The organism is Desulfomarina profundi (assembly GCF_019703855.1).
GTDB classification, from domain to species: domain Bacteria; phylum Desulfobacterota; class Desulfobulbia; order Desulfobulbales; family Desulfocapsaceae; genus Desulfomarina; species Desulfomarina profundi.
This window is the reverse complement of record NZ_AP024086.1, coordinates 893,269-914,064: the sequence shown is the minus strand read 5'-3', so window position 1 is coordinate 914,064 and position 20,796 is coordinate 893,269. Positions and strand designations below refer to the sequence as shown.

Below are 20,796 nucleotides of genomic sequence, written 5' to 3'. Positions count from 1 at the left end.
TGGTCCTTGCAGAAAAAACGTAACGGGTGTCACTCTGGAAATCGTTTTCCAGACATAAATAACAAAAGGAAATTCACATGGGTAAAAAAGGCAATAAAAAACACAGTAAAAGCAAGAAAGAACAGGCCCCTGTAAAAATCAAACTGCTGGAAGAGACTGCGTTTAAAAACCTGCACACCAAAAAGGGAGATAACAGAACCGCTATCTGGATAAAAAACAGTCATCTTGCCTATGAGATCGAGCTGAAAAAGCTGCAGATAGAACTTATGAAACTGCAAAGCTCCATGAAGGCAACAGGCAAGCGTATCCTGGCAATTTTTGAAGGTCGGGATGCTGCAGGAAAAGGAGGTACAATCAAACGAATCATTGCTCATCTCAATCCCAGGAACACCAAAGTCATCGCCCTGACAAAACCCAATGAGACTGAGATTTCCCAGTGGTATTTCCAACGCTACATTCCCCACCTGCCCGCCGCCGGGGAAATCGTCATTTTCGACCGAAGCTGGTATAACAGGGCCATGGTGGAACCGGTAATGGGATTCTGTACGGATGAACAGAACAAACGTTTTCTAAAGGATGTTCCTCTTCTTGAGGAGATGCTGGTCAAAGACGGTATCAAGCTTTTTAAGTTTTACTTCTCTGTATCCAAGGAGGTACAAAAGGAACGGTTTGATTCACGAAAAAAAGATCCCCTGAAACAGTATAAACTCTCACCGGTCGACAATCTTGCCCAGGAATACTGGCATAACTACTCCATCAGGAAATTCCAGATGCTCTCGGAAACTAACCGGACAATTGCTCCCTGGACAATCATCCGGTCCGATGTCAAAAAACAGGCGAGACTGAACTGTATGAAGTTCATTCTCAGCCAGATGGATTACGAAGGAAAACTCCCCAGGAAAGAACTTGCCCCCGATCCGAAAATTGTTGTATCAGGCATTGATGAACTCAAGCATATGGAAGACAACCTGATGCATCCGGAGAAGCTCCACGGCTGATTTCCGCCGGTTACAATGTTCATGAGAAATGCAGGCTTACCGGGCTCTGCCGCAACATCTCTTATATTTTTTTCCTGAGCCGCAGGGACAGGGTGCATTACGACCAATCTTTTCCCCTTCCCTTCTCAATGGTTGCTGTACAGCTTCAGCCGACGCTCCCGAACTTTTGCTCATGCGTTGCTGCTCTTCCTCGTGTCGCCGCCTGCGCTCCTCTTCCAGCCGCTCAACCTCTTCCTCGTGAACGACCCGGACCCGCATAAGGCTGGAAATCGTCTGACGTTTTATGGCCTCAATCACATTCTGAAACAGCTCATACCCTTCGCGCTTATATTCATTGAGGGGGTTTTTCTGGCCATAACCCCGCAGACCAATACCCTCTTTCAGGTGATCCATGGAAAGAAGATGATCCTTCCACTGGGTATCCACAATCTGCAACAGAACTATTTTTTCGAGTTGCCGCTGCGTTTCAAACCCGTTCTGCTCATCCTGTGCCTTATACGCTTCCTGCACGAAGGAAAGCGTCTTTTCCTTAAAAGAGTCATATTTCAGCCCCTTGAGTTCATCCTCCGGCCACTCCGGAACATTATGGAATGTCTCCTCCATTGCTACTTTGAATCCTTTCCAGTCCCATTCTTCCGAATCGATCCGATCCTGATAAAACTGTGTCACCACATCATCTACCAGGTCTTCAATCATATCCTGAACAACTTCGGACACATTGTCCCCTTCAAGAATCTCTCGGCGCTGCTGGTAAATAACCTCACGCTGAATGTTCATGACATCATCATATTCCAGGAGATGCTTTCGAATATCGAAGTTATGCCCTTCCACTTTTCTCTGGGCATTTTCAATAGCCCTGGAAATCATGTTGTGCTCAATGGGTTCATCTTCCTCCATACCGAGTTTTTCCATGATGCCACTGATTTTCCCGGATCCGAAAATACGGAGAAGATCGTCCTCCAGAGAGAGAAAAAACCGTGAAGAACCTGGATCTCCCTGGCGCCCCGAACGGCCTCTCAACTGGTTGTCAATCCGTCTGGATTCATGGCGGGATGTACCAAGAATATGGAGTCCGCCCACTTCAACCACACCTTCTCCGAGTTTAATATCCGTCCCCGACCAGCCATGTTAGTGGCGATGGTGACCTTGCCCAGCTGTCCGGCGCCGGCGATAATTTCAGCCTCGCGCTCATGATGTTTTGCATTCAGCACTTCATGGGCAATTTTTTCTTTTTTAAGCATCCGGGAAATCTTTTCTGAAACATCAATGGAAATGGTTCCCACGAGAACAGGCCGTCCCTGTTCATGCATACTCTTGATTTCCCTGATAACAGCCCGGTATTTGGCCGCCTCGTTTTTATAAATGACATCGGCATAATCATCCCGGATCATGGGCTGGTTTGTCGGCATGACAACCACATCAAGATCATAGATTTTTTTGAATTCAGGTGCCTCCGTATCGGCCGTACCAGTCATACCCGCCAGCTTTTCATACATGCGGAAATAGTTCTGAAAGGTAATGGAGGCAAGGGTCTGATTTTCCTTTTCAATATTCACTCCTTCCTTTGCCTCAAGGGCCTGATGAAGGCCGTCACTGTAACGGCGCCCCTCCATGGTCCGACCGGTAAACTCATCAACGATCACTACCTGGCCGTCCTTAACAATATAATCCACATCCTTCTGGAAAAGGACATGGGCCTTGAGTGCCTGGTTCAGGTGATGAAGTTTTTCTATATTTGCGGGATCATAGAGATTATCAATCCCCAGCAGTTTTTCACCAAGACCAATCCCCTCTTCAGTGAGAGAAACCTGTTTTGATTTTTCATCGACAACATAGTGTTCATCTTTTTTAAACCGGGGAATAATTCGATCAACACTCCTGTACAGATCAGTGGATATATCGGCGGGGCCCGAAATAATGAGCGGCGTTCTCGCCTCATCGATAAGAATTGAATCGACCTCATCGACAATGGCATAGTGAAAACCACGCTGACAGAAATCGCTCAGTTCGAACTTCATGTTGTCCCGGAGATAATCAAATCCGAACTCGTTATTTGTCCCGTAGGTAATATCAGCGCCGTAGGCTATCCGCCTCTCTTCATCACTGAGCCCATGTACAATCTTGCCACAGCTCATCTTGAGGAACGAATAGACCTGGCCCATCCATTCGGCATCACGGGCAGCCAGATAATCATTGACCGTCACCACGTGAACACCTTTTCCCGTCAGACCGTTGAGGTAGACAGGCAGGGTGGAGGTGAGGGTCTTTCCTTCACCCGTTTTCATTTCAGCGATCTTTCCCTGGTGGAGAATGACCCCACCCACCAGCTGCACATCGTAATGTCTCTCACCAAGAACCCGCCGGGCGGCCTCCCGCATCACCGCAAAAGATTCCGGCAGCAGATCATCCAGTGGCTCTCCTTTATTCAACCTTTCTTTGAACTCCACTGTTTTGGCCGCAAGTTCCTCATCAGTCAGGGGCTGGATATCCTTTTCGAGCTCATTTATCCGATTTACCACAGGACGTATCTGTTTCAGTATCCTGTCATTACTGCTGCCAAAAACCTTAGTAAGTAATTTTCCAATCATTGTATTCGGCCAATCCTTATAGTTATCTGAAATGAGGAATTATCCTGAATTCGCGACGGTTCCAGGATTATCTCTTTTTTACTGGTTTCTTCTCTGCATGTATGACCAGAGGCTCACTGAGCTCACTTGCTTTTTTATCCACAACTGCCACTTTCTTGCCGTAGGAAGGGAGAAGCAGCGACTGCCCCGCCCAGACGCCAAGGAGAAACATCCAGAGGAAAAGACAGAAAAGAATAACTCCGAGACCGGCAGCAGCACTGCGGGTTAACTCGAATTTCAATTTTTTCGCCTTCTTTTTTCTGGCTGCCATGGAAAAGGTGTATTTACATCATAAATTCATGAGAAATGCGGGCTCAATCCTGCACTTCGCAGAATAAAGAAATAATATTTATTTGGAACTACATTTTTTCAGGCGCAGTGATACCGGTAATAACCAACCCGTTCCTGATGACGATACGCAGCATTTCCACCAGTGCCAGACGGGCCCTGGTCAGTGGCAAATCATCGGTTAACACCTTGTGTTTATTATAGTAACTGTGAAATTTACCTGCCAGATCAATAAAATAAAAAATAGCCTTGTGGGGCGCCAGATCAAGCGCTGCGGTTTCAATCATTTCCGGAAAGAATGATACTGCTTTCAGGATATTCAATTCTTCCGGTTCCTGGAGAAGAGAAAGATCAACCTCTTCGAGATTACCAGGTTGCAGCCCTTTTTCCCTGGCCTGGCGAATTATGGAACAGAGCCTTGCATGCCCGTATTGCACATAATATACCGGATTCTCCTGGCTTCTTTTTGTGGCAAGATCCAGATCAAACTCCATCTGACTGTCCGCCCTGCGCATCATAAAAAAGAACCGAACCGCATCGGTACCCACCATTTCAATAAGTTCGTCCACCGTTATGAAATTGGCTTTTCTGGTGGACATTTTCACCTGTTTTCCCTCCCTGGTCAGGGTGACGAACTGATGAAGCACAACAGTCACAAGGGATGGATCATACCCCAGAGCCTCTACACCCGCAAGGACATCGGGAACCGTCGCAATATGATCTGAACCGAAAATATCAATCAGCCAGTCAAACTTTCTCCTGAACTTTTCCCTGTGATAGGCGATATCAGGCAGCCTGTATGTCGGTTCTCCACTGCTCTTGATAATTACACGGTCCTTTTCCTGCCCGAACTCCGTTGTTTTGAACCAGACGGCATTGTCCTTTTCATAGACATATCCCTTTTCCCTCAAACGGGAAACCACATCATTTATATGACCATCTTCGTAAAGGGAACGTTCATTATAATAGTTATCAAAAACAATTCCCATTCGTTCAAGTGTCCCGGAAATATCCTGGAAGATAAATTTCTCCGCACGCTCCTTAAACGGGGTGACATCTTCCACACTTTTGAGAGAATCCCCTTTTTCATCAACTAAAGAACGGGCGATATCAATAATATACTCCCCCTGGTAACCGTCCTCCGGAAAAACAACTTTTTCCCCGAGCAGTTCCAGGTACCTGGCTCTTGTCGATTCTCCGAGGACACGCATCTGTCTGCCGGCATCATTATAATAATACTCCCGGAACACATCGTGCCCCGTGGCCTCCAGCAGTCTGGCGATCGAATCGCCGAGGATAGCCTGTCTCCCGTGGCCGATACTGAGGGGGCCTGTGGGATTGGCACTGACGAATTCGACCATCACCTTCCTGCCTCTTCCCACTTCACTTTTACCGAACTTTTCATCCCGATCAATAACAACAGGTATGAGAGTGCGCCAGATATCACCGTTTATAAAAAAATTAATAAACCCGGGACCGGCAATTTCCACCCGATCAAACAGTTTTTTCTCCCCGGCCAGTTCTTTCACCACAGCTGCAGCAATCTCTCTCGGATTACATTTCTCAATTCCGGCAAGCACCAGAGCAATATTGGAGGAAAAATCTCCCTGACCTTCATGTTTGGGCAATTCCACCGTATATTTGCCCATACCTGCGTCGGACCAGTGCCCGGCAGCAACACCCTTTTCAAAACACCTGTCCAGAACCGACTTGACCTGTAAACGAATCATTCCACTCTACTCTCTATGCACTCTTTTATTATTATTGCCAAAAAGACAAAGCACTTCATAGCTTATGCTGCCGGTTTTTTCGGCTATGTCATCAGCCGTTATCACCGCATCCCCCTGTCGTCCCAGCAGAACCGCCTCATCTCCCACCTGAACGCCGTCTATTCCAGTAATCTCAACCATACAGATATTCATGCAGATTCGACCGCGTACCGGTACCTTTCTGCCATGGATCAGGACTTCTCCCTGGTTTGAAAGAATACGGGAAAAACCGTCCTCGTATCCAACGGGAAGAACAGCAATCCGCATATCCCGCTCAGCTCTGTATGTGTGACCGTAGCTTATTCCGGCACCTTTCGGCAGGTCCTTCACCTGAATAATCTGTGTTGAAAATGTCATGGCCGGTATAAGTCTGTTGCCATCGCTGCCGTTTTCAGGCTGTTTACCGAAAGGATGATAGCCATACAGAGATATTCCGGCACGAACCATGTCACAGTTGGTGTCGGGAAAATTAAGCACTGCTCCGGAATTGGCAATGTGGCGGACAAAATTCTCGCGACCGGCCAACAATGAGCATGCCTGTTCAAAGGTGGAAAAACCGTCCCTGGTACTGGAGGAATCCGGTACATCCGATTCGGGAAAATGACTCATGACACCCTGCACCGATATTCCCGGCAGTGTATCCAGCTCCTTTACGAACCCGACCAGATCACGGGGCATGACACCCAACCGCCCCATACCTGTATCCACCTTGACATGCACTTCTACCTGTTTCCCTGCCGCGACAGCGGCACGGGAAAGAGCAGTTGCAGCCCTGGAGGAAAAAATTGCGGGAGTCAGGTCATGTTCCACAAAAATTGCCGCATTTTCCGGATCAAACCCAAGCATGACAAAAATCTGTCCCTTGATACCGGACTTCCGAAGAATAACAGCCTCACAGAGTTCTGCCACACCGAAAACAGTACAGCCGACATCTTCAAGGGCCCGGGCGGTAAGAACCATATCATGTCCATACGCATCCGCTTTCACCATGGCCATTACTTTGACACCCGGGGCTACCCGGCTTTCAATGAATTTATAATTACTCTGTAGAGCCTTTCTGCTGACAGAGACACAATTAAATGATGTATCAGACATAATCCGTCCCCTTTCTCCAGGCAAACCAGGCGAGCCTGCTGGAAAAAAGCAGTCCCCACCCTATTGTAATATAAATAAAACTGAGCAGTTCAGGGGGAAGAGATGATCTGCGCAATGCTATGCCCATGGCAATCATTCCCACAACAAGTACCCAGGTCTTGATGGAATAAACAGCTCCGAAACAAGTATTATCATTAAAACCGGCTATTCGGTTGATGGTTCTCCGGGCAGACCTGTCAAGAACGAAATATCCCTTGAGAGTACCGGCCAACAGAGATGCGGCAACAATCGCACCCTGATAATCAGTTACCCGTGTCAGGCGAAAAGCTCCTTTAGTCAATAAAAGTGTACCGACACCGGTCCACAGCATTGCCGCCAGGAGAAGATGTGTCCGCCTGGCCACCCCCGGTTTAAACCGCGATATTGTAGTTTTTCGTGATTTCACCTGTGGCCTCCCGCAGAAACGGAACAAGCCCATCCCCTGCTCAGGAGATGGGCTTGTCACTCAAAGCGAATGCAGCAGTAATTACATCTCGGTTACTGTGATTGCATCTTCCGGACAAACTTCAACACAGGTTTCACAACCAAGACATTCGTCCATTTCTACGGGCTCAGCCTTGCCGTCTTCCATTTCAAATACCTGTGCGGGACATGCTGCTACACATTCTTCATCGCCACTGCATTTATCTTTATCTACCACTACTTCGAACATAATTCACCTCCATAGAGTGAGTTTTAAATAAGTAAACATCGTACTTATTGATATGCGGAACTAACTCGAACGACTCAGTCATTTCGTGTACTACTCCAATAATTCAAGGCCAGATTTTTGTCAAGCAAAAACGGATTGTCTTTTCTAATGCGGGAATTAAAACAAACGACGTATCAAAAGAGTAAAAATGTACAACCTAAATCCTGCACTTCGGGGCCCTTGATGCCTCGCATCTCCGGTAAACTTGCCAATTGCAGGATTTAGAACACTTACCTGGTGTCTGTCCAGAAATGAGATTTTTTGTTCGAATTCAAGGAGCATAGGAAAATAAAAAGCGCAGCATATTAGGCATATGTGAGCATTTTTAATTATTCGTAGCGACGCAGAAATCGGGCAAAAAGGCCATTTATGGACAGGCACTACCTGGTACACCCAAAAGGTCTCGGATTATCCCTATTGACCTTTCATTCACTTTCCATAATATTGTGTACTTATTTCAACAATTATTGTGATTATGTACAAAACTCAGTTTAACATTTCCAGGTGGCCGGCTGAATTTCGTGTATAATCAGAACAAATTATTCTGTCTGCCGTTAGCCCGCATTTCTTATTATGAGCATTGTGTCAATTTTGAGAATAGCTGTAAAATACAAATAATTAGCCAACTATCAATAATCGAACAAATTATCCATAATAACTGGTGAATCATGTCTCAGAAAACAAAACAGAAAAAATCGAAAAAAAAACTCCGGGTCGAAAAACGTGAACAAGCCATGATCGAAGGTATTCTCGAAGGAAGCCCTGAAGGTATAGGTGTTGTTGTTATAAGACTGGAATGTGGCTGCCGGAAAATGGCAGCGGTTTCAGCCAGTGGCGACCCGGCTTCCAAAGTGATAATCTATCGGGACAATGCCCAGAGTGTCTGTGATAAATGCAAGGAGGACAACGGTGCTTACATGCGTGTTTCCGAGTCCTTTATCGACTGGGTGGAACCGGCACCCGATGAAACAACCCAAAGGGAAATATGCAGGAAGGTCCTGGGTACGGCTCCGGTTAATTAGTGCCTTACTCCTGAATTCCTGTCATAAAAAATAAGAAAGGGAAAGGTGTTTTGAAATTAATTAGGTTTATTTCCATGGCACTTATACCCCCTTGTGGGGTGTTAATCTGTCTGTTTCCTCCGAACGGCCCGGCATCTCCCCACAAAACCCCGCGCCCATTCCACAGTTCCTTCTGCGTGCACATGGGTATAGAGAGCTAGAACATTTTTTTTTGCCAGTCCGTCACGACCATTACAAAAACCTTTTCCCCGTTCCATTTTCAGCACCAGATCACTGTCATTCCCGTGCCATTCCAGAATGGTGGAGTAGCGGAACTCGTGCCCTTTGACCTTTAACCCCCGCGGATAAAAAACCGTCTCCCCGTCCACAGTAAAATTGGTATAGCCATGGGCCTGGGGTTTTGGTGACATACCGAAACTGACAGGAAAGACATCGGTCATGGGAAACGTCTCTCCATCAATTGTAATAGACCTTCCAAGGTATATGAGCCCACCACACTCGGCATAGATCACCATCCCACTCTCCGCAGCATCTTTTACACTCCGGCAAAAACCTCTATTTTCCGAAAGAAGGCGGGCTCCGGTTTCAGGAAAACCACCACCGATATACAGTCCATCAAGGGGAGGCAGCTTACTGTCGGTCATGGCATTGAAAAAAACCAGCTCAGCCCCGCAACGTTCCAGGGCTTCCAGGTTTTCTGAATAATAAAACTGAAAGGCGGCATCCCGCAGAACACCAATCCTTACGTCTCCTGGAACTTTTTCTTCGCTCCTGACCACGGCTCCGGCTCCTCTGACCTCAGCCATTAGATTGCTGATCCTCTCCAGGTCTACATTTTCTTCAATCAGATCAGCCAGAAAATCAAGGGCCTTCCCGGAACCTTCATATTCCTGCCAGGGCACCATTCCCAAGTGACGCATGGGGAAGATATCTTTCTTCAACCTGGGTATTGCCCCGAGAACAGGCAGTTTTGTGTAGTACTGTACAGCTTCACTTATCAATTTTTTCTGGCGCTCTGTCCCTATCCGGTTGAGAACAACTCCGCAGATATCAAGCCTCGGTTCAAACTGCATACAGCCCATGAGCATAGCCGCCACAGTTCGCGTGGTCTTGGTACAGTTAACCACCAGCAGAACGGGAAGCCCCAGGGTCAGTGCAAGATCCGCCGTGGAATATCCACCCTTCACATTGACCCCGTCATAAAGTCCCCGGTTCCCTTCAACAATGACTATATCCGCCGGGACTGAACGCTTCAGAAAGGATTCTGTTATCTTTTCCGGCTCCATAAGATAGGGATCAAGGTTATAGCAGTTGTTCCCCGCAGCAAGCTGCAACCACCCGGCATCAATATAGTCCGGCCCCTTTTTGAAAGGCACAATGTTATTTCCCTTTCGACGCAGTGCCGCAGAAAGCCCGACAGACACGACACTCTTTCCTGAACCTCCGGCAAGACCGGCAACAACAAGTCCTTTTCTCACCCTTTTATCCTTTCTTTCAGCCATCTTAATGCTCCACTCTACCAAAGCCTGTCCATGCCTTTTCGTAGAGAGTATTCAACCGCTCTTCAAGCAGTCGCCTGTATCGCTCAATCTCGTCACCCCTGATTCCGGCAGGAACGTAAAGGAGTTCACCAAAATAATAATCTATCCTTGAAAAAGGTCTGGGAATGGCCGTTTTATCCCAGGAATGAATAGTAAAATAACTTGAAGCCGCCCATGTCATGGGAACAAGGGGCACTCCGGTTCTGGAGGCTAGAAGAATGGCTCCGGCCTGGGCAATTCTGGGAGGGCCCTGGGAACCATCGGCCACCATGGCGCAGTTTTCTCCACTGCGTATAATACCAAGCAGTTTCTTCAGAGCGGCCACCCCTTTTCTATTGCTTGACCCTCTTGCTGTACTGAAACCGAAATTTCGGGCAAGGGCGGCTATATAATCCCCGTCATCACTGGCACTCACCATCACCGTGGCCCGATATTTCCTGAGAAAATAAAAAACATAAATAATTGTATAGTGCCAGAAGGAAGCAATGATGATCTTTTTTCCTTCACCGACCTCTTTAAAATGTTCCGGATTGTATACCTTCACCCGGCAGGTAAAAAACCACATTCGCATCAGCCAGGCCACACAAAAGGGTATAACAGCAAGAGATATTTTCCTTGCAAGACCAGATTTCATCCCAATTCTATCTCCAGCATTCTCAACGTTTTTATGTGATCCCGTAATTCCGCGGCCCTTTCAAATGCCAGTTCCGCGGCCGCTTCATGCATCTCCGTCTCCAGTCTGTCGATTTCCTTTTCCAGATCCTTTACGGAATAATATTCAGGTATCTCCTCGGCTGCCTGCAACAGATGATTGTAATCATCGGCAGGGTACCCCGATGCCTGCAGATGCTCCTGCATACTGTTTTTCACCGGGGAAATAATGGTTCTTGGCGTAATATTGTTTTTTCTATTGTACTCCTGCTGTATTTTTCGACGCCTCTCCGTCTCTTCAATGGTATATTTCATGGCGCCGGTAATCTCATCGGCGTACATGATTACAAGCCCATCAACATTTCTCGCAGCCCGACCGCAGGTCTGAACAAGAGATCTCTCGGAACGGAGAAACCCTTCCTTATCAGCGTCCAGGATAGCAACCAGAGATACCTCGGGAATATCGAGCCCTTCCCGCAACAGGTTGATACCGACCAGCACATTGAATTCACCGTTTCGGAGTTCACGTATCAGTTCAACCCGTTCCAGGGTTTTTATGTCCGAATGGAGGTACCGCACACGGATATCCAGATTCTCATAATAATCGGTGAGATCCTCAGCCATCCTTTTGGTCAGGGTGGTCACCAGAACCGCTTCACCCCGTTCCGTCCGCAGGCGAATTTCTTCCAGCAGATCATCAACCTGGTTGACGGCCGGTCTCACCTCGATTCTCGGATCAAGAAGGCCGGTCGGGCGGATAACCTGTTCCACCACTTCCCCCCCCACCTGCTTCAACTCATAAGGTCCAGGTGTTGCGGAGACATAAATCACCTGGTTGATACGCTTTTCAAATTCATCAAAACGCAGCGGGCGATTGTCCAGAGCGGAAGGAAGACGAAAACCGTAGTCAACAAGGGTGGTTTTACGGGATCTGTCTCCGTTATACATGCCGTTCAGCTGGCCGATACCGATATGACTCTCATCAATGAAAAGCAGATAATCCTCGGGAAAATAGTCGAGCAGGTTGGGCGGAGGTGCCCCTGGAGGTTTTCCGGTCAGATGTCTGCTGTAGTTTTCGATACCGGTGCAATACCCCAGCTCCCGGATCATTTCAAGATCGAACATGGTCCGTTGTTCCAGACGCTGGCCCTCCACCAGACGATTTTCATTCTGGAAAAACTGCAGCCGCTCCTGCAGTTCCTCCTTGATGGTCCGGTTGGCAATCTGCAGCCTGTCCTTTGAGGTAACAAAATGACTGCCGGGAAAAACAGTATATTCATCAAGCCTCTCAAGCACTGCCCCCGTCAGGGAATCAATCACCGTAATAGCATCAAGTGTATCACCGAAGAACTCAAGACGCACAGCCCGATCCTCCTCATGGGCCGGAAAAATATCAGTCACATCTCCTCGAACCCGAAAAGTTCCCCTGTGAAAAGAGACATCATTACGTTCATATTGCATGAAAACCAGGCGACGCTGGACATCTTCCGGAGGATAATCTTCCCCGGTCCGCAGAAACAGATGCATGTTTTTATATTCTTCGGGAGAACCCAGGCCGTAAATACATGACACAGAGGCAACAATCAGCACATCACGCCGAGTGAGCAGAGAACGTGTGGCAGAATGGCGCATTTTGTCAATGGCATCATTGATTGAAGAGTCTTTTTCTATATAACTGTCCGACTGGGGAATATACGCTTCGGGCTGGTAGTAATCGTAGTAGGATACAAAATATTCCACGGCATTGTGGGGAAAGAGTTCCCTGAATTCACCAAACAGCTGGGCTGCCAGGGTCTTGTTCGGAGCAATGACCAGGGAAGGCCGCTGTACACGCTGAATGACATTGGCGATGGTAAAAGTCTTGCCGGAACCGGTAACCCCGAGAAGCACCTGGCTTTTGGCTCCTTTTTCCACACCCTGTGCCAGTTGCGCAACAGCATCCGGCTGATCACCGGAGAGTGAAAACTGTGATACAAGCTGAAAAGAATTCTCCATGCAGTCAGACCTTTTCCCAGGAAATACAATCTTCCGGACAGTTTTTTATTGCCTCATCAACATCTTTTTTATCGTAATAATCCATTTCAACAACTTCCATATACCCCAAAGATTCGTTGTATTGAAAAATCTGCGGCGCAATCTCAACACAGCCCATGCATTCACTGCAACGGCCCAGATCTATTACAGGAATTCTCATTATATTCTGCCGTTCTTCATCATAAGGATACCTTGAAAAATTCAAGTTTTCGTTCGAGTTCAAGGAGTACAGAAAAATAAAAGCACAGCATATTAGACAAATGTTACCGTTTTCATTTTCCTGTGACGCGGAGATCAGCTGAAAACGATAATCTCTTTAACATACCTTCAACAATCCCAAGAATTCACCTGAATTTACCTCATTATAAAAATAAACTTGAAAGAGTTAATAATAATTATTATTAAAAAGGATACAGACATAATTAAATTGCACAAATCAACTGAAGTTGTAAAATTATCATTTATTTGTGTTTTTCCATTTTAAAATTAATGAATATTTTGCAACATATCAAATATTATTACAGGAGCTGACATGAAAAAGACTGAACTCGCAAAAGGAATTTACAGCGTTGGAGCTGTTGACTGGGATGTTCGTGATTTCCACGGCTACTCAACCTATAAAGGAACAACCTACAATGCCTTTCTTATCATTGATGAAAAGATTACTCTTTTTGATACGGTAAAAAAATCACATAAGGATACCCTGATCCATAATATCAAGGCCATCATTGATCCGGAAAAAATTGACTATATTGTTGTCAACCATGTTGAACCCGACCACTCGGGATGCCTGCCAGACATGGTTGAACTGGTCAAGCCTGAAAAAATTATCTGTTCCCCTATGGGGAAAAAGGCCATCATTGACCATTTTCACCGTGAAGACTGGCCCTACGAAGTAGTTAAAACCGGTGATGAAATCAATCTGGGTAAACGAACCGTTCGCTTTATAGAAACCCGTATGCTCCACTGGCCCGATTCCATGTTTTCCTACATTAAGGAAGACGGCATCCTTTTTTCCAGCGACGCTTTCGGCCAACACCTTGCCACCACTGAACGATTCGACGATGAAGTCGACCTGTGGCGGGTGATGGAAGAGAGTGCAAAATACTATGCAAATATCCTCTATCTCTATTCACCTCTTATCCGCAAGCTTCTCAAAAATGTCAGTGAGATGGATCTTGATATCAAAATGATAGCACCGGACCATGGTGTCGTCTGGCGCTCCAATATTGATAAAATTTTACAGGCCTATGATAACTGGTCACAAAACAAGGCTGACCGGAAGGCACTGATCATTTATGATTCCATGTGGCATTCCACTGAAAAAATGGCCCACTCCATAGCAGAAGGTATCACAGAAACAGGTGTCAGCACGGACCTTATCAATCTCAAGGTACATCACCGCAGCGATATAATGACTGCCGTGTTGAATGCAAACACTATTATTCTAGGCTGTTCAACCCTGAACAATGGTCTTCTGCCCCGCATGGCCGGCCTGCTCATGTATATGCGTGGTCTGAAACCGACCAATAAATTCGGAGCTTCCTTTGGTTCCTACGGTTGGAGTGGAGAAGCTGTCAATCTCATGAACAAGGCTCTTGAAGACATGAAGATTGAAGTCATTGAAGACGGATTGCGTCTCAAATATGTCCCGGATCAGGACAGCCTTGCAGAATGTGTTGAAATGGGTCGCAGAATAGGTAAACGTGTTCTGGACAGTACTGCCGGACAATAGCCGGAAAAGACGGATGGAAAAGATATCTGAACATAAAATTCTCCTGGCCGGAGAGTCGTTCGCCGCGTGCAGGGAGCTAGTATTACGTTTTTTCCGAAAAACAATGCTGGTGAAATATGACCGTATCCAGGTTGTCAGAGAACAATCCTGCAACAACCGGGACACCGTTTTTCTTCAGCAGCTCCAGGACGCGGAAAACCTGAATCGCGTTCAGGTCTTGGATCTGGTGGAAGAGCTGAAACAGACTGGTTTCAGCTCCCTTGACTCCCTTGCATCAATCAACCAGGGTTATGAAAGCAAACTGCTTCATATTCTCAGCCACTTTTTAGATGGTTTTATCGGAATTGATTCCTCTTTTTATAATCTGATTGATGACAGTCACTGGCTTCCTGAAAATTGCAGTACATTCATCGCCGATTCAGAAAAAGATTTGTGGCTTCTTCATCTTGACTGTTTTGCCACTGTTCCGGAAGAGGCCGGGCTTCTGCATAAAACCGCATGACCACCATGGCTTTAACGGAAGATGTACCTGAGTGTCATGGATAATTCAATTTCTTTCTGATACTGAGAACAGCTGGAAAAACATGAAAAGCATGAACTGGGAAACATTGTTTAATAAAAGTGAATCAATTCCCGCCGACCAGGCAAAAGAGCTTCTGGCTTCACGCCTCCCTGGAGAATTCACACTCCTTGATGTGCGTCAACCTGGAGAATATCAGGAATTTCACCTCCCCGGAGCCCAGCTGATTCCCCTCAAAGAACTCCCGGACCGTATTGAAGAGCTGGACAGGAACAGAGAAACAATCGTGTACTGTAGATCTGGTGCCCGCAGCAATGGTGCCTGTCAGATTCTGCGTGGCCACTCCTTTTCCAGGGTACTCAACATGTCCGGTGGTATATTGCAGTGGCAGGGTCACAGGGTACAAGGTTCCACCAATCAGGGTCTGGAATTTTTTCTCCAAAAAGATTTCGATTCCGTTTTCGCAATGGCCTATCAGATGGAAGCCGGCCTGAAGGAATTTTATCTCCTTCTCAAAGACGAAACCGAGGACTCCCATTTTAGAAAAATACTGCATGAACTAGCCAGGTTTGAAGATGGCCACATGGCAAAGCTCCTGGCTCAATATCAGCAATTACCCCAACAGAGACCAAAACAGGGGATCCGGTGGCTGAAGGAGGGATCACCCTTTCATCACTCGCAGATGCTTTCGGAGATCAACTGGACTCCCCCGAAACCATCTATCAGCTAGCCATGCAGTTTGAAGCCCAGGCCCTTGACCTCTATCTACGTCTCTCCCGGAGACATGAATCTGAGCCCGTCCTGCACTCATTTTACCTGCAAATGGCCAAAGAGGAACAGAAACACCTTGACAAGCTTTCTTTCGAATTAGATAATTTATTGACAGAACTAGGTTTTTCCTCCCAATAATCACCCTTGAAACCGACTGCTGAAGAGATTGTGATTTCTCGAGTAACGACGAAGAGAAAGACACAATGCAGTGACGGATTCAGAAAAGGAGCAATTATGTCTATATTCAAATACCCAGCCAGGGATCTCTATAGCTGGCTGACAACCAAAACAGATTTTATCCTTCTCGACGTCAGAAATAAAAAAGATTTTGGACGCTTCCATGTGGAATCTCCCTATCCTTTTGAAATGCTCAATATTTCCTATTTTGATTTCATGGAGATTGAGGATGACTGTGTGGCCAGGGTCCCCCGGGACAAACCGATTCGTATCGTCTGCGCCAAGGAGGGATCTGCACAATTTGTGGCAGAAGTCCTTGAAAAGCATGGTTTTGAGGACGTAGGTTACCTGGAGGGTGGTATTAAATCCTGGGGAAATCTCCTGGTTCCGGTCCAGGTGAATGAAGGGGGAGACTACCAGCTGTTTCAATTCATCAGACCAGGCAAGGCGTCCTGCAGTTACGGGCTCCTGTACAAAGATGAACTCATGCTGTTCGACCCTTCCAGAAATGTTGATTTTTACCTTGATTTTGCAGAAGAGAATAATAGCCGATTAGTGAAAACATTTGAAACACATCTGCAGGCGGATTATATAGCCGGCAGCAGGATGCTCTCGGAAAAAAGCGGGGCCGAATTTCTTGCTGACTCTGCTGATTTCGCTTCCGCAAAAATTACATTTACTCCCCTGTCGGATGGTGAAATCATTTCTTTTTCAAATGGCGGACCGAATGTCAAAGTGTTTTCCTCCCCCGGCCATACCCCCGGCTCCACTTCATTCATCATTGATGAAAAATTTATTATTTCCGGTGATATAATCTTTATTCAATCTGTAGGGCGCCCCGATCTGGGTGGCCAGGTTGAAGCCTGGTCTGACACACTTTTTGAAACCCTGCAGAGAGTAAAAAAATTGTCAGGTAAACTGACTGTTCTGCCCGGCCATTATATGAACTGGGAAGAGGCAAACAGCAGGCTCTGTTTTGCCAATTCCCTCAGCAATGTAATTGATTTTAACAAACACATTTATGCCATCGACAACAAAGCAGAATTCCTAACGTTCATACAGTCCAATATGCGCGAACAGCCACCGGAATATGCAAAAATACGGCTTATAAATGCAAACCTGGAACAGGTTGATGATGAAGAGGCAGAAATACTCGACCTGGGGAAAAACGAATGCGCTGCCACAGCCTATGCAGCACAGAACAAAAATCAGAACAAGAGTTGATAACCTGAACAGACAGTCTCTTGTTTTTAAATTCGAGTAAACAAAAAAGGTCGGATATGAAGATATCCGACCTTTTTTATTTACAATTTGCCCTGTACGGGCAACTCTTGCTTACTCTGCAAAATATCTCTTCAACAGACCTGCAAACGCCTGGCCATGACGAGCTTCATCCTTGCACATTTCATGAACGGTGTCATGAATTGCATCAAGATTCAACTGCTTGGCCCTGGTAGCCAGTTCCTTTTTACCAGCACAGGCACCATGTTCCGCCGCGACCCTGGCCTCAAGATTGGCTTTGGTGTCCCCGACAACAACCTCACCGAGAAGTTCGGCAAATTTGGCAGCATGCTCAGCCTCCTCAAAGGCGATGCGCTTATATGCCTCAGCAACCTCAGGATAACCTTCACGATCAGCCTGACGACTCATGGCCAGATACATTCCCACCTCAGTACATTCACCGGTGAAGTTGGCCTGCAGCCCTTCAATAATTTCCGCATCAACACCTTGAGCAACACCAATTACATGCTCATCGGCCCATGAAGTTGCCTCATCTCCCTGTACACGAAATTTTTCTGCGACTGCACCACACTGGGGACATTTATCAGGAGCCGACTCTCCCTCATGAACATAACCACATACACTGCATACATATTTTTCCATTATTATCTCCTTTGTTCGATAATGATAACCATTATTGTTAAAACCGAAACAATAATACACACGGCTGTGGAATTTTGCAAGCAATAATTCTATTGTGTTTCATATTTTTCCGGCTCGTATTAACATCCGTGACTACTCCTGTATTCCTGATGACAGGATCAGATAACCAGAAAACTCCAATGAAAATATATAAAAATTATGACGAAGAACCTGAAGATATCTTTCTTCCCATCACGAGAGAACTCTACAGTGATCTCTACAGCCTTGAAATGGATACTTTCTCAGCGGATATCCCGTTTTACCAGTGCCATCTGCCCGAAAGTGGAAATATCCTTGAAATTGGTTGCGGCAACGGAAGGGTCTGCAGGCAACTTACTGATCACAAAAGAAAAATAACCGCAATTGACATCTCGTTGCCCATGCTGAAGAAAGCCAGGAATAGTGTCGGAAGAAGTTGCCATTTTCTCTGTATGGACATGCTCAACATGGCATTTTCATGTCATTTCAATTCCATCATCATACCCTACAATACTCTGAACCTGCTACCACACAGGGATGACATTCTCACCTGTCTTCACCAATGTACAACCTTTCTTGCAAACCAGGGCCTGCTCTGCCTCCAGCTCTACCTGCCTGCTTTGAATACATTGAGACAAAAGGGCAAAACCTTCCAGTTCCAGATGTTTGACAGACCAACCGGGGGAAAAGTAATAAAAGAGGTTCTGAAAAAATATAATTCAGCTTCAGGACTCATTGAAATCGAGGAAAGATTTCGGATAAGACCCATGAAAACAGGACAGGCTAACGGTGACTATAATCATTTCTATACTGTTGCAGCTTTTTCATTTGAAACCTGGCTTGAACTCTTTTGGCACGCTGGATTTATTCTTGAAAAGAGTTATGGTAATTATGAGCTGGAGCCGGTCAAATCCTGTAATAATTCTATCCTGATGGCTGTGTTTCAAAAAAAATAACCTGCCTGAGATGGAATTCTCCATTTCACTGAAGCGGAATAATAATTATACCTTGACGTAAGTCAAAGATATTGAGACACTCTTAGTGTAGAGTCCCTCTCAAAGCCTGAAACGGGCTGTTTTCATCAAATCGATACATGATGGCTGAATCATACAGCTCAGTCATTTTGCCTTTCGGGTGTTTGATCCCTGAAGGTACAAAAACAAATGAAAATCCAGACTGCGGCAGAAATACCTTCTGTGACTGGATTTTCAGATAAACAAGAGGACTATCCAGAGAGGATAGCCGGATTTGTCTTATTAAGGAGGACATTATGTTTTGCAATCAATGCGAACAAACTGCCAAAGGTATGGCCTGTACAAAAATCGGTGTCTGTGGAAAAACAGAAGACGTAGCTGCACTTCAGGATCTACTGACCTACTCAGTCCAGGGATTATCGGTCGTGGCGGTAGAAGCGAGGAAAAACGGTATTGTCGATAACGACATCAACAGGTTCACGGCTGAAGCTGTGTTTTCCTGCCTGACCAATGTAGACTTTGACCCCAGACGTTTTGAAACCTTAATCAACAAGGCAGTTGAATTACGGGAAGCCTTGAAAGAAAAAGTTAAAGCTGCCGGAGGAAGCACTGCTTTTGATGCGGCCGCCGCAAACTTTACTCCGGCTGACTCCCTTGACGGTCTGATTGCCCAGGGAATGGAACTTGATTTCATGAACAGCCTGGACGAAAATGAAGATCTCCGCTCCCTGAAGCAGATAACTGTATACGGTATTCGCGGTCTTGCCGCCTATGCTGACCATGCGGCCATTCTCGGGCAGGAAGATGATTCTGTCTTTGAATATATTCATGATACCCTGGCAGAGTTCACCAAAGGTGGACAGTCCCTTGAACAGCTGGTGGGTATCACACTGAAATGTGGTGAAGTGAATCTGAAGGCCATGGAACTGCTTGATGCGGGTAACACCGGGACCTACGGTCATCCGACTCCGACTGAAGTTCCCTTGGGTGCCAAAGCCGGGAAAGCCATCGTCGTTACCGGTCATGACCTGAAAGACCTTGATCTCCTTCTGCAACAGACAGAAGGAAAAGGCATCAACATTTACACCCATGGTGAAATGCTGCCCTGCCATGCCTATCCGGAACTGAAAAAATATGACCATTTTTATGGACATTTTGGTACTGCCTGGCAGAACCAGGCCAAGGAATTTCCTGAATTCCCTGGTGCAATTCTCTTCACCACCAACTGTATCCAGAAGCCGAAAGACTCCTACAAAGACAATGTTTTCACCACCGGACTGGTCGGCTGGCCTGATGTCACTCACATTGGAGAGGACAAGGATTTCACGCCGGTTATTGAACGTGCCCTGGCATTACCGGGTTTTCCCGAGGATACCGATAAAGGCAGCGTACTCACCGGTTTTGCCCGTAACACCGTGCTCGGTGTGGCGGATAAGGTTATTGAAGGTGTCAAAAGCAAGGCCATCCGCCACTTCTTCCTCGTGGGCGGTTGTGATGGGGCGAAACCTGGAAGAAATTACTACACGGAGTTTGTTGAGCAGGTGCCAGAAGACTGTATGATTCTGACCCTGGCCTGCGGAAAATTCCGTTTCTTTGACAAAAAACTTGGTGATATCGGGGGAATCCCGAGACTTCTCGATGTGGGACAGTGCAATGATGCCTATTCCGCCATTCAGATCGCAGTAGCACTCGCCAATGCCTTTGACTGTGGCGTCAATGACCTGCCGCTCTCAATGATTCTTTCCTGGTATGAACAGAAGGCGGTTGTTATCCTGCTCACTCTCTTCAGCCTGGGTATCAAGGATATCCGTCTTGGACCCTCCCTGCCGGCTTTTATTACACCTAATGTTCTGGACGTCCTCGTCGAGAATTTTGACTGTAAGCCGATTGCGGAAACTCCGGCGGAAGATCTCAAGACCATTCTTGGATAAACCGGCATGG

The 20,796-nt window shown here is 46.5% G+C and carries 20 protein-coding genes and 1 pseudogene; 8 read left to right on the top strand and 13 right to left on the bottom strand.

All coding sequences use genetic code 11. The features are described from left to right. The first annotated feature begins 77 nt into the window (after nucleotides 1-77). Entirely contained in the window at nucleotides 78-998 is a 921-nt protein-coding gene (gene ppk2 / locus LO777_RS04275; RefSeq protein WP_228856325.1) for a polyphosphate kinase 2, read from the top strand. Nucleotides 999-1,034: 36 nt separating this feature from the next. Here the strand turns inward: ppk2 and LO777_RS20370 are convergent, their stop codons facing one another. From LO777_RS20370 to LO777_RS04235, 8 genes and pseudogenes are all read right to left on the bottom strand, one after another. Next, complete coding sequence (locus LO777_RS20370) at nucleotides 1,035-1,865, bottom strand: SEC-C metal-binding domain-containing protein (RefSeq protein ID WP_407929116.1); 831 nt, start codon at nucleotides 1,863-1,865, stop codon at nucleotides 1,035-1,037. A 78-nt stretch (nucleotides 1,866-1,943) separates the two neighbouring features. Then, a pseudogene (locus LO777_RS20910) lies at nucleotides 1,944-2,078 on the bottom strand (preprotein translocase subunit SecA); the annotation flags it as partial. Further along, a complete protein-coding gene (gene secA, locus LO777_RS04260; RefSeq protein ID WP_228856324.1) occupies nucleotides 2,015-3,586 on the bottom strand; it encodes a preprotein translocase subunit SecA in 1,572 nt (523 codons plus the stop codon). The gene secA and the pseudogene LO777_RS20910, both read right to left, overlap by 64 nt. Before the next feature lie 67 nt (nucleotides 3,587-3,653). Beyond that, nucleotides 3,654-3,866 (bottom strand): hypothetical protein, encoded by a 213-nt coding sequence (locus LO777_RS04255; protein ID WP_228856323.1) that lies wholly within the window; start codon nucleotides 3,864-3,866, stop codon nucleotides 3,654-3,656. 118 nt (nucleotides 3,867-3,984) lie between these two features. After that, complete coding sequence (gene argS, locus LO777_RS04250; RefSeq protein ID WP_228856322.1) at nucleotides 3,985-5,643, bottom strand: arginine--tRNA ligase; 1,659 nt, start codon at nucleotides 5,641-5,643, stop codon at nucleotides 3,985-3,987. Nucleotides 5,644-5,649: 6 nt separating this feature from the next. Continuing rightward, on the bottom strand, nucleotides 5,650-6,777 hold the full coding sequence (gene alr / locus LO777_RS04245; RefSeq protein WP_228856321.1) for an alanine racemase: 1,128 nt from the start codon (nucleotides 6,775-6,777) through the stop codon (nucleotides 5,650-5,652). Continuing rightward, the gene (locus LO777_RS04240) at nucleotides 6,770-7,222 is read right to left on the bottom strand and encodes a hypothetical protein (protein ID WP_228856320.1); all 453 of its coding nucleotides are present in this window, start codon (nucleotides 7,220-7,222) and stop codon (nucleotides 6,770-6,772) included. Before LO777_RS04240 ends, alr begins: the two co-directional genes overlap by 8 nt. 81 nt (nucleotides 7,223-7,303) lie before the next feature. Beyond that, complete coding sequence (locus tag LO777_RS04235) at nucleotides 7,304-7,489, bottom strand: indolepyruvate ferredoxin oxidoreductase subunit alpha (RefSeq protein ID WP_228856319.1); 186 nt, start codon at nucleotides 7,487-7,489, stop codon at nucleotides 7,304-7,306. 707 nt (nucleotides 7,490-8,196) lie between these two features. Between LO777_RS04235 and LO777_RS04230 the strand changes: the two genes are divergently transcribed. Then, nucleotides 8,197-8,550: a hypothetical protein gene (locus tag LO777_RS04230; protein ID WP_228856318.1), complete on the top strand. Its 354-nt coding sequence runs from the start codon at nucleotides 8,197-8,199 to the stop codon at nucleotides 8,548-8,550. A 101-nt stretch (nucleotides 8,551-8,651) separates the two neighbouring features. Here the strand turns inward: LO777_RS04230 and LO777_RS04225 are convergent, their stop codons facing one another. The 4 genes from LO777_RS04225 to LO777_RS04210 are packed head-to-tail and all read right to left on the bottom strand — an operon-like array spanning nucleotide 8,652 to nucleotide 12,936. Continuing rightward, nucleotides 8,652-10,052 carry a cobyrinate a,c-diamide synthase gene (locus LO777_RS04225; protein ID WP_228856317.1) on the bottom strand — a complete coding sequence of 467 codons (1,401 nt, stop codon included), beginning with the start codon at nucleotides 10,050-10,052 and terminating at the stop codon, nucleotides 8,652-8,654. A 1-nt stretch (nucleotide 10,053) separates the two neighbouring features. Then, the gene (locus LO777_RS04220; protein ID WP_228856316.1) at nucleotides 10,054-10,725 is read right to left on the bottom strand and encodes a lysophospholipid acyltransferase family protein; all 672 of its coding nucleotides are present in this window, start codon (nucleotides 10,723-10,725) and stop codon (nucleotides 10,054-10,056) included. Beyond that, on the bottom strand, nucleotides 10,722-12,737 hold the full coding sequence (gene uvrB / locus LO777_RS04215; protein ID WP_228856315.1) for an excinuclease ABC subunit UvrB: 2,016 nt from the start codon (nucleotides 12,735-12,737) through the stop codon (nucleotides 10,722-10,724). The genes LO777_RS04220 and uvrB overlap by 4 nt, the downstream gene beginning before the upstream one ends. A 4-nt stretch (nucleotides 12,738-12,741) precedes the next feature. Beyond that, nucleotides 12,742-12,936 (bottom strand): ferredoxin, encoded by a 195-nt coding sequence (locus LO777_RS04210; RefSeq protein WP_228856314.1) that lies wholly within the window; start codon nucleotides 12,934-12,936, stop codon nucleotides 12,742-12,744. A 372-nt stretch (nucleotides 12,937-13,308) separates the two neighbouring features. Between LO777_RS04210 and LO777_RS04205 the strand changes: the two genes are divergently transcribed. The 4 genes from LO777_RS04205 to LO777_RS04190 all read left to right on the top strand — a co-directional run bounded on the left by LO777_RS04205 (nucleotide 13,309) and on the right by LO777_RS04190 (nucleotide 17,203). Next, nucleotides 13,309-14,511 carry an FprA family A-type flavoprotein gene (locus LO777_RS04205; protein WP_228856313.1) on the top strand — a complete coding sequence of 401 codons (1,203 nt, stop codon included), beginning with the start codon at nucleotides 13,309-13,311 and terminating at the stop codon, nucleotides 14,509-14,511. A 13-nt stretch (nucleotides 14,512-14,524) separates the two neighbouring features. Beyond that, on the top strand, nucleotides 14,525-15,013 hold the full coding sequence (locus tag LO777_RS04200) for a hypothetical protein (protein ID WP_228856312.1): 489 nt from the start codon (nucleotides 14,525-14,527) through the stop codon (nucleotides 15,011-15,013). An 82-nt stretch (nucleotides 15,014-15,095) separates the two neighbouring features. Further along, a complete protein-coding gene (locus LO777_RS04195; RefSeq protein WP_228856311.1) occupies nucleotides 15,096-15,761 on the top strand; it encodes a rhodanese-like domain-containing protein in 666 nt (221 codons plus the stop codon). A 275-nt stretch (nucleotides 15,762-16,036) separates the two neighbouring features. Then, complete coding sequence (locus tag LO777_RS04190; protein WP_228856310.1) at nucleotides 16,037-17,203, top strand: MBL fold metallo-hydrolase; 1,167 nt, start codon at nucleotides 16,037-16,039, stop codon at nucleotides 17,201-17,203. 111 nt (nucleotides 17,204-17,314) lie between these two features. Here the strand turns inward: LO777_RS04190 and LO777_RS04185 are convergent, their stop codons facing one another. Continuing rightward, nucleotides 17,315-17,863 (bottom strand): NADH peroxidase, encoded by a 549-nt coding sequence (locus LO777_RS04185; RefSeq protein ID WP_228856309.1) that lies wholly within the window; start codon nucleotides 17,861-17,863, stop codon nucleotides 17,315-17,317. A 179-nt stretch (nucleotides 17,864-18,042) separates the two neighbouring features. Here LO777_RS04185 and LO777_RS04180 point away from each other — a divergent pair, with 179 nt between their 5' ends. Further along, nucleotides 18,043-18,837, top strand: a complete 795-nt coding sequence (locus LO777_RS04180) for a class I SAM-dependent methyltransferase (protein ID WP_228856308.1) — start codon at nucleotides 18,043-18,045, stop codon at nucleotides 18,835-18,837. Nucleotides 18,838-19,151: 314 nt separating this feature from the next. Beyond that, nucleotides 19,152-20,786 carry a hydroxylamine reductase gene (gene hcp, locus LO777_RS04175; RefSeq protein ID WP_228856307.1) on the top strand — a complete coding sequence of 545 codons (1,635 nt, stop codon included), beginning with the start codon at nucleotides 19,152-19,154 and terminating at the stop codon, nucleotides 20,784-20,786. Nucleotides 20,787-20,796 lie beyond the last annotated feature (10 nt).

What these genes read in the sequence shown, in the direction of transcription:
- ppk2 (WP_228856325.1), top strand. Translation starts at nt 78, where the DNA reads ATGGGTAAAAAAGGCAATAAAAAACACAGTAAAAGCAAGAAAGAACAG.
- LO777_RS20370 (WP_407929116.1), bottom strand. Translation starts at nt 1,865, where the DNA reads ATGATTTCCAGGGCTATTGAAAATGCCCAGAGAAAAGTGGAAGGGCAT.
- secA (WP_228856324.1), bottom strand. Translation starts at nt 3,586, where the DNA reads ATGATTGGAAAATTACTTACTAAGGTTTTTGGCAGCAGTAATGACAGG.
- argS (WP_228856322.1), bottom strand. Translation starts at nt 5,643, where the DNA reads ATGATTCGTTTACAGGTCAAGTCGGTTCTGGACAGGTGTTTTGAAAAG.
- alr (WP_228856321.1), bottom strand. Translation starts at nt 6,777, where the DNA reads ATGTCTGATACATCATTTAATTGTGTCTCTGTCAGCAGAAAGGCTCTA.
- LO777_RS04235 (WP_228856319.1), bottom strand. Translation starts at nt 7,489, where the DNA reads ATGTTCGAAGTAGTGGTAGATAAAGATAAATGCAGTGGCGATGAAGAA.
- LO777_RS04230 (WP_228856318.1), top strand. Translation starts at nt 8,197, where the DNA reads ATGTCTCAGAAAACAAAACAGAAAAAATCGAAAAAAAAACTCCGGGTC.
- LO777_RS04225 (WP_228856317.1), bottom strand. Translation starts at nt 10,052, where the DNA reads ATGGCTGAAAGAAAGGATAAAAGGGTGAGAAAAGGACTTGTTGTTGCC.
- LO777_RS04220 (WP_228856316.1), bottom strand. Translation starts at nt 10,725, where the DNA reads ATGAAATCTGGTCTTGCAAGGAAAATATCTCTTGCTGTTATACCCTTT.
- uvrB (WP_228856315.1), bottom strand. Translation starts at nt 12,737, where the DNA reads ATGGAGAATTCTTTTCAGCTTGTATCACAGTTTTCACTCTCCGGTGAT.
- LO777_RS04210 (WP_228856314.1), bottom strand. Translation starts at nt 12,936, where the DNA reads ATGAGAATTCCTGTAATAGATCTGGGCCGTTGCAGTGAATGCATGGGC.
- LO777_RS04205 (WP_228856313.1), top strand. Translation starts at nt 13,309, where the DNA reads ATGAAAAAGACTGAACTCGCAAAAGGAATTTACAGCGTTGGAGCTGTT.
- LO777_RS04200 (WP_228856312.1), top strand. Translation starts at nt 14,525, where the DNA reads ATGGAAAAGATATCTGAACATAAAATTCTCCTGGCCGGAGAGTCGTTC.
- LO777_RS04195 (WP_228856311.1), top strand. Translation starts at nt 15,096, where the DNA reads ATGAAAAGCATGAACTGGGAAACATTGTTTAATAAAAGTGAATCAATT.
- LO777_RS04190 (WP_228856310.1), top strand. Translation starts at nt 16,037, where the DNA reads ATGTCTATATTCAAATACCCAGCCAGGGATCTCTATAGCTGGCTGACA.
- LO777_RS04185 (WP_228856309.1), bottom strand. Translation starts at nt 17,863, where the DNA reads ATGGAAAAATATGTATGCAGTGTATGTGGTTATGTTCATGAGGGAGAG.
- LO777_RS04180 (WP_228856308.1), top strand. Translation starts at nt 18,043, where the DNA reads ATGAAAATATATAAAAATTATGACGAAGAACCTGAAGATATCTTTCTT.
- hcp (WP_228856307.1), top strand. Translation starts at nt 19,152, where the DNA reads ATGTTTTGCAATCAATGCGAACAAACTGCCAAAGGTATGGCCTGTACA.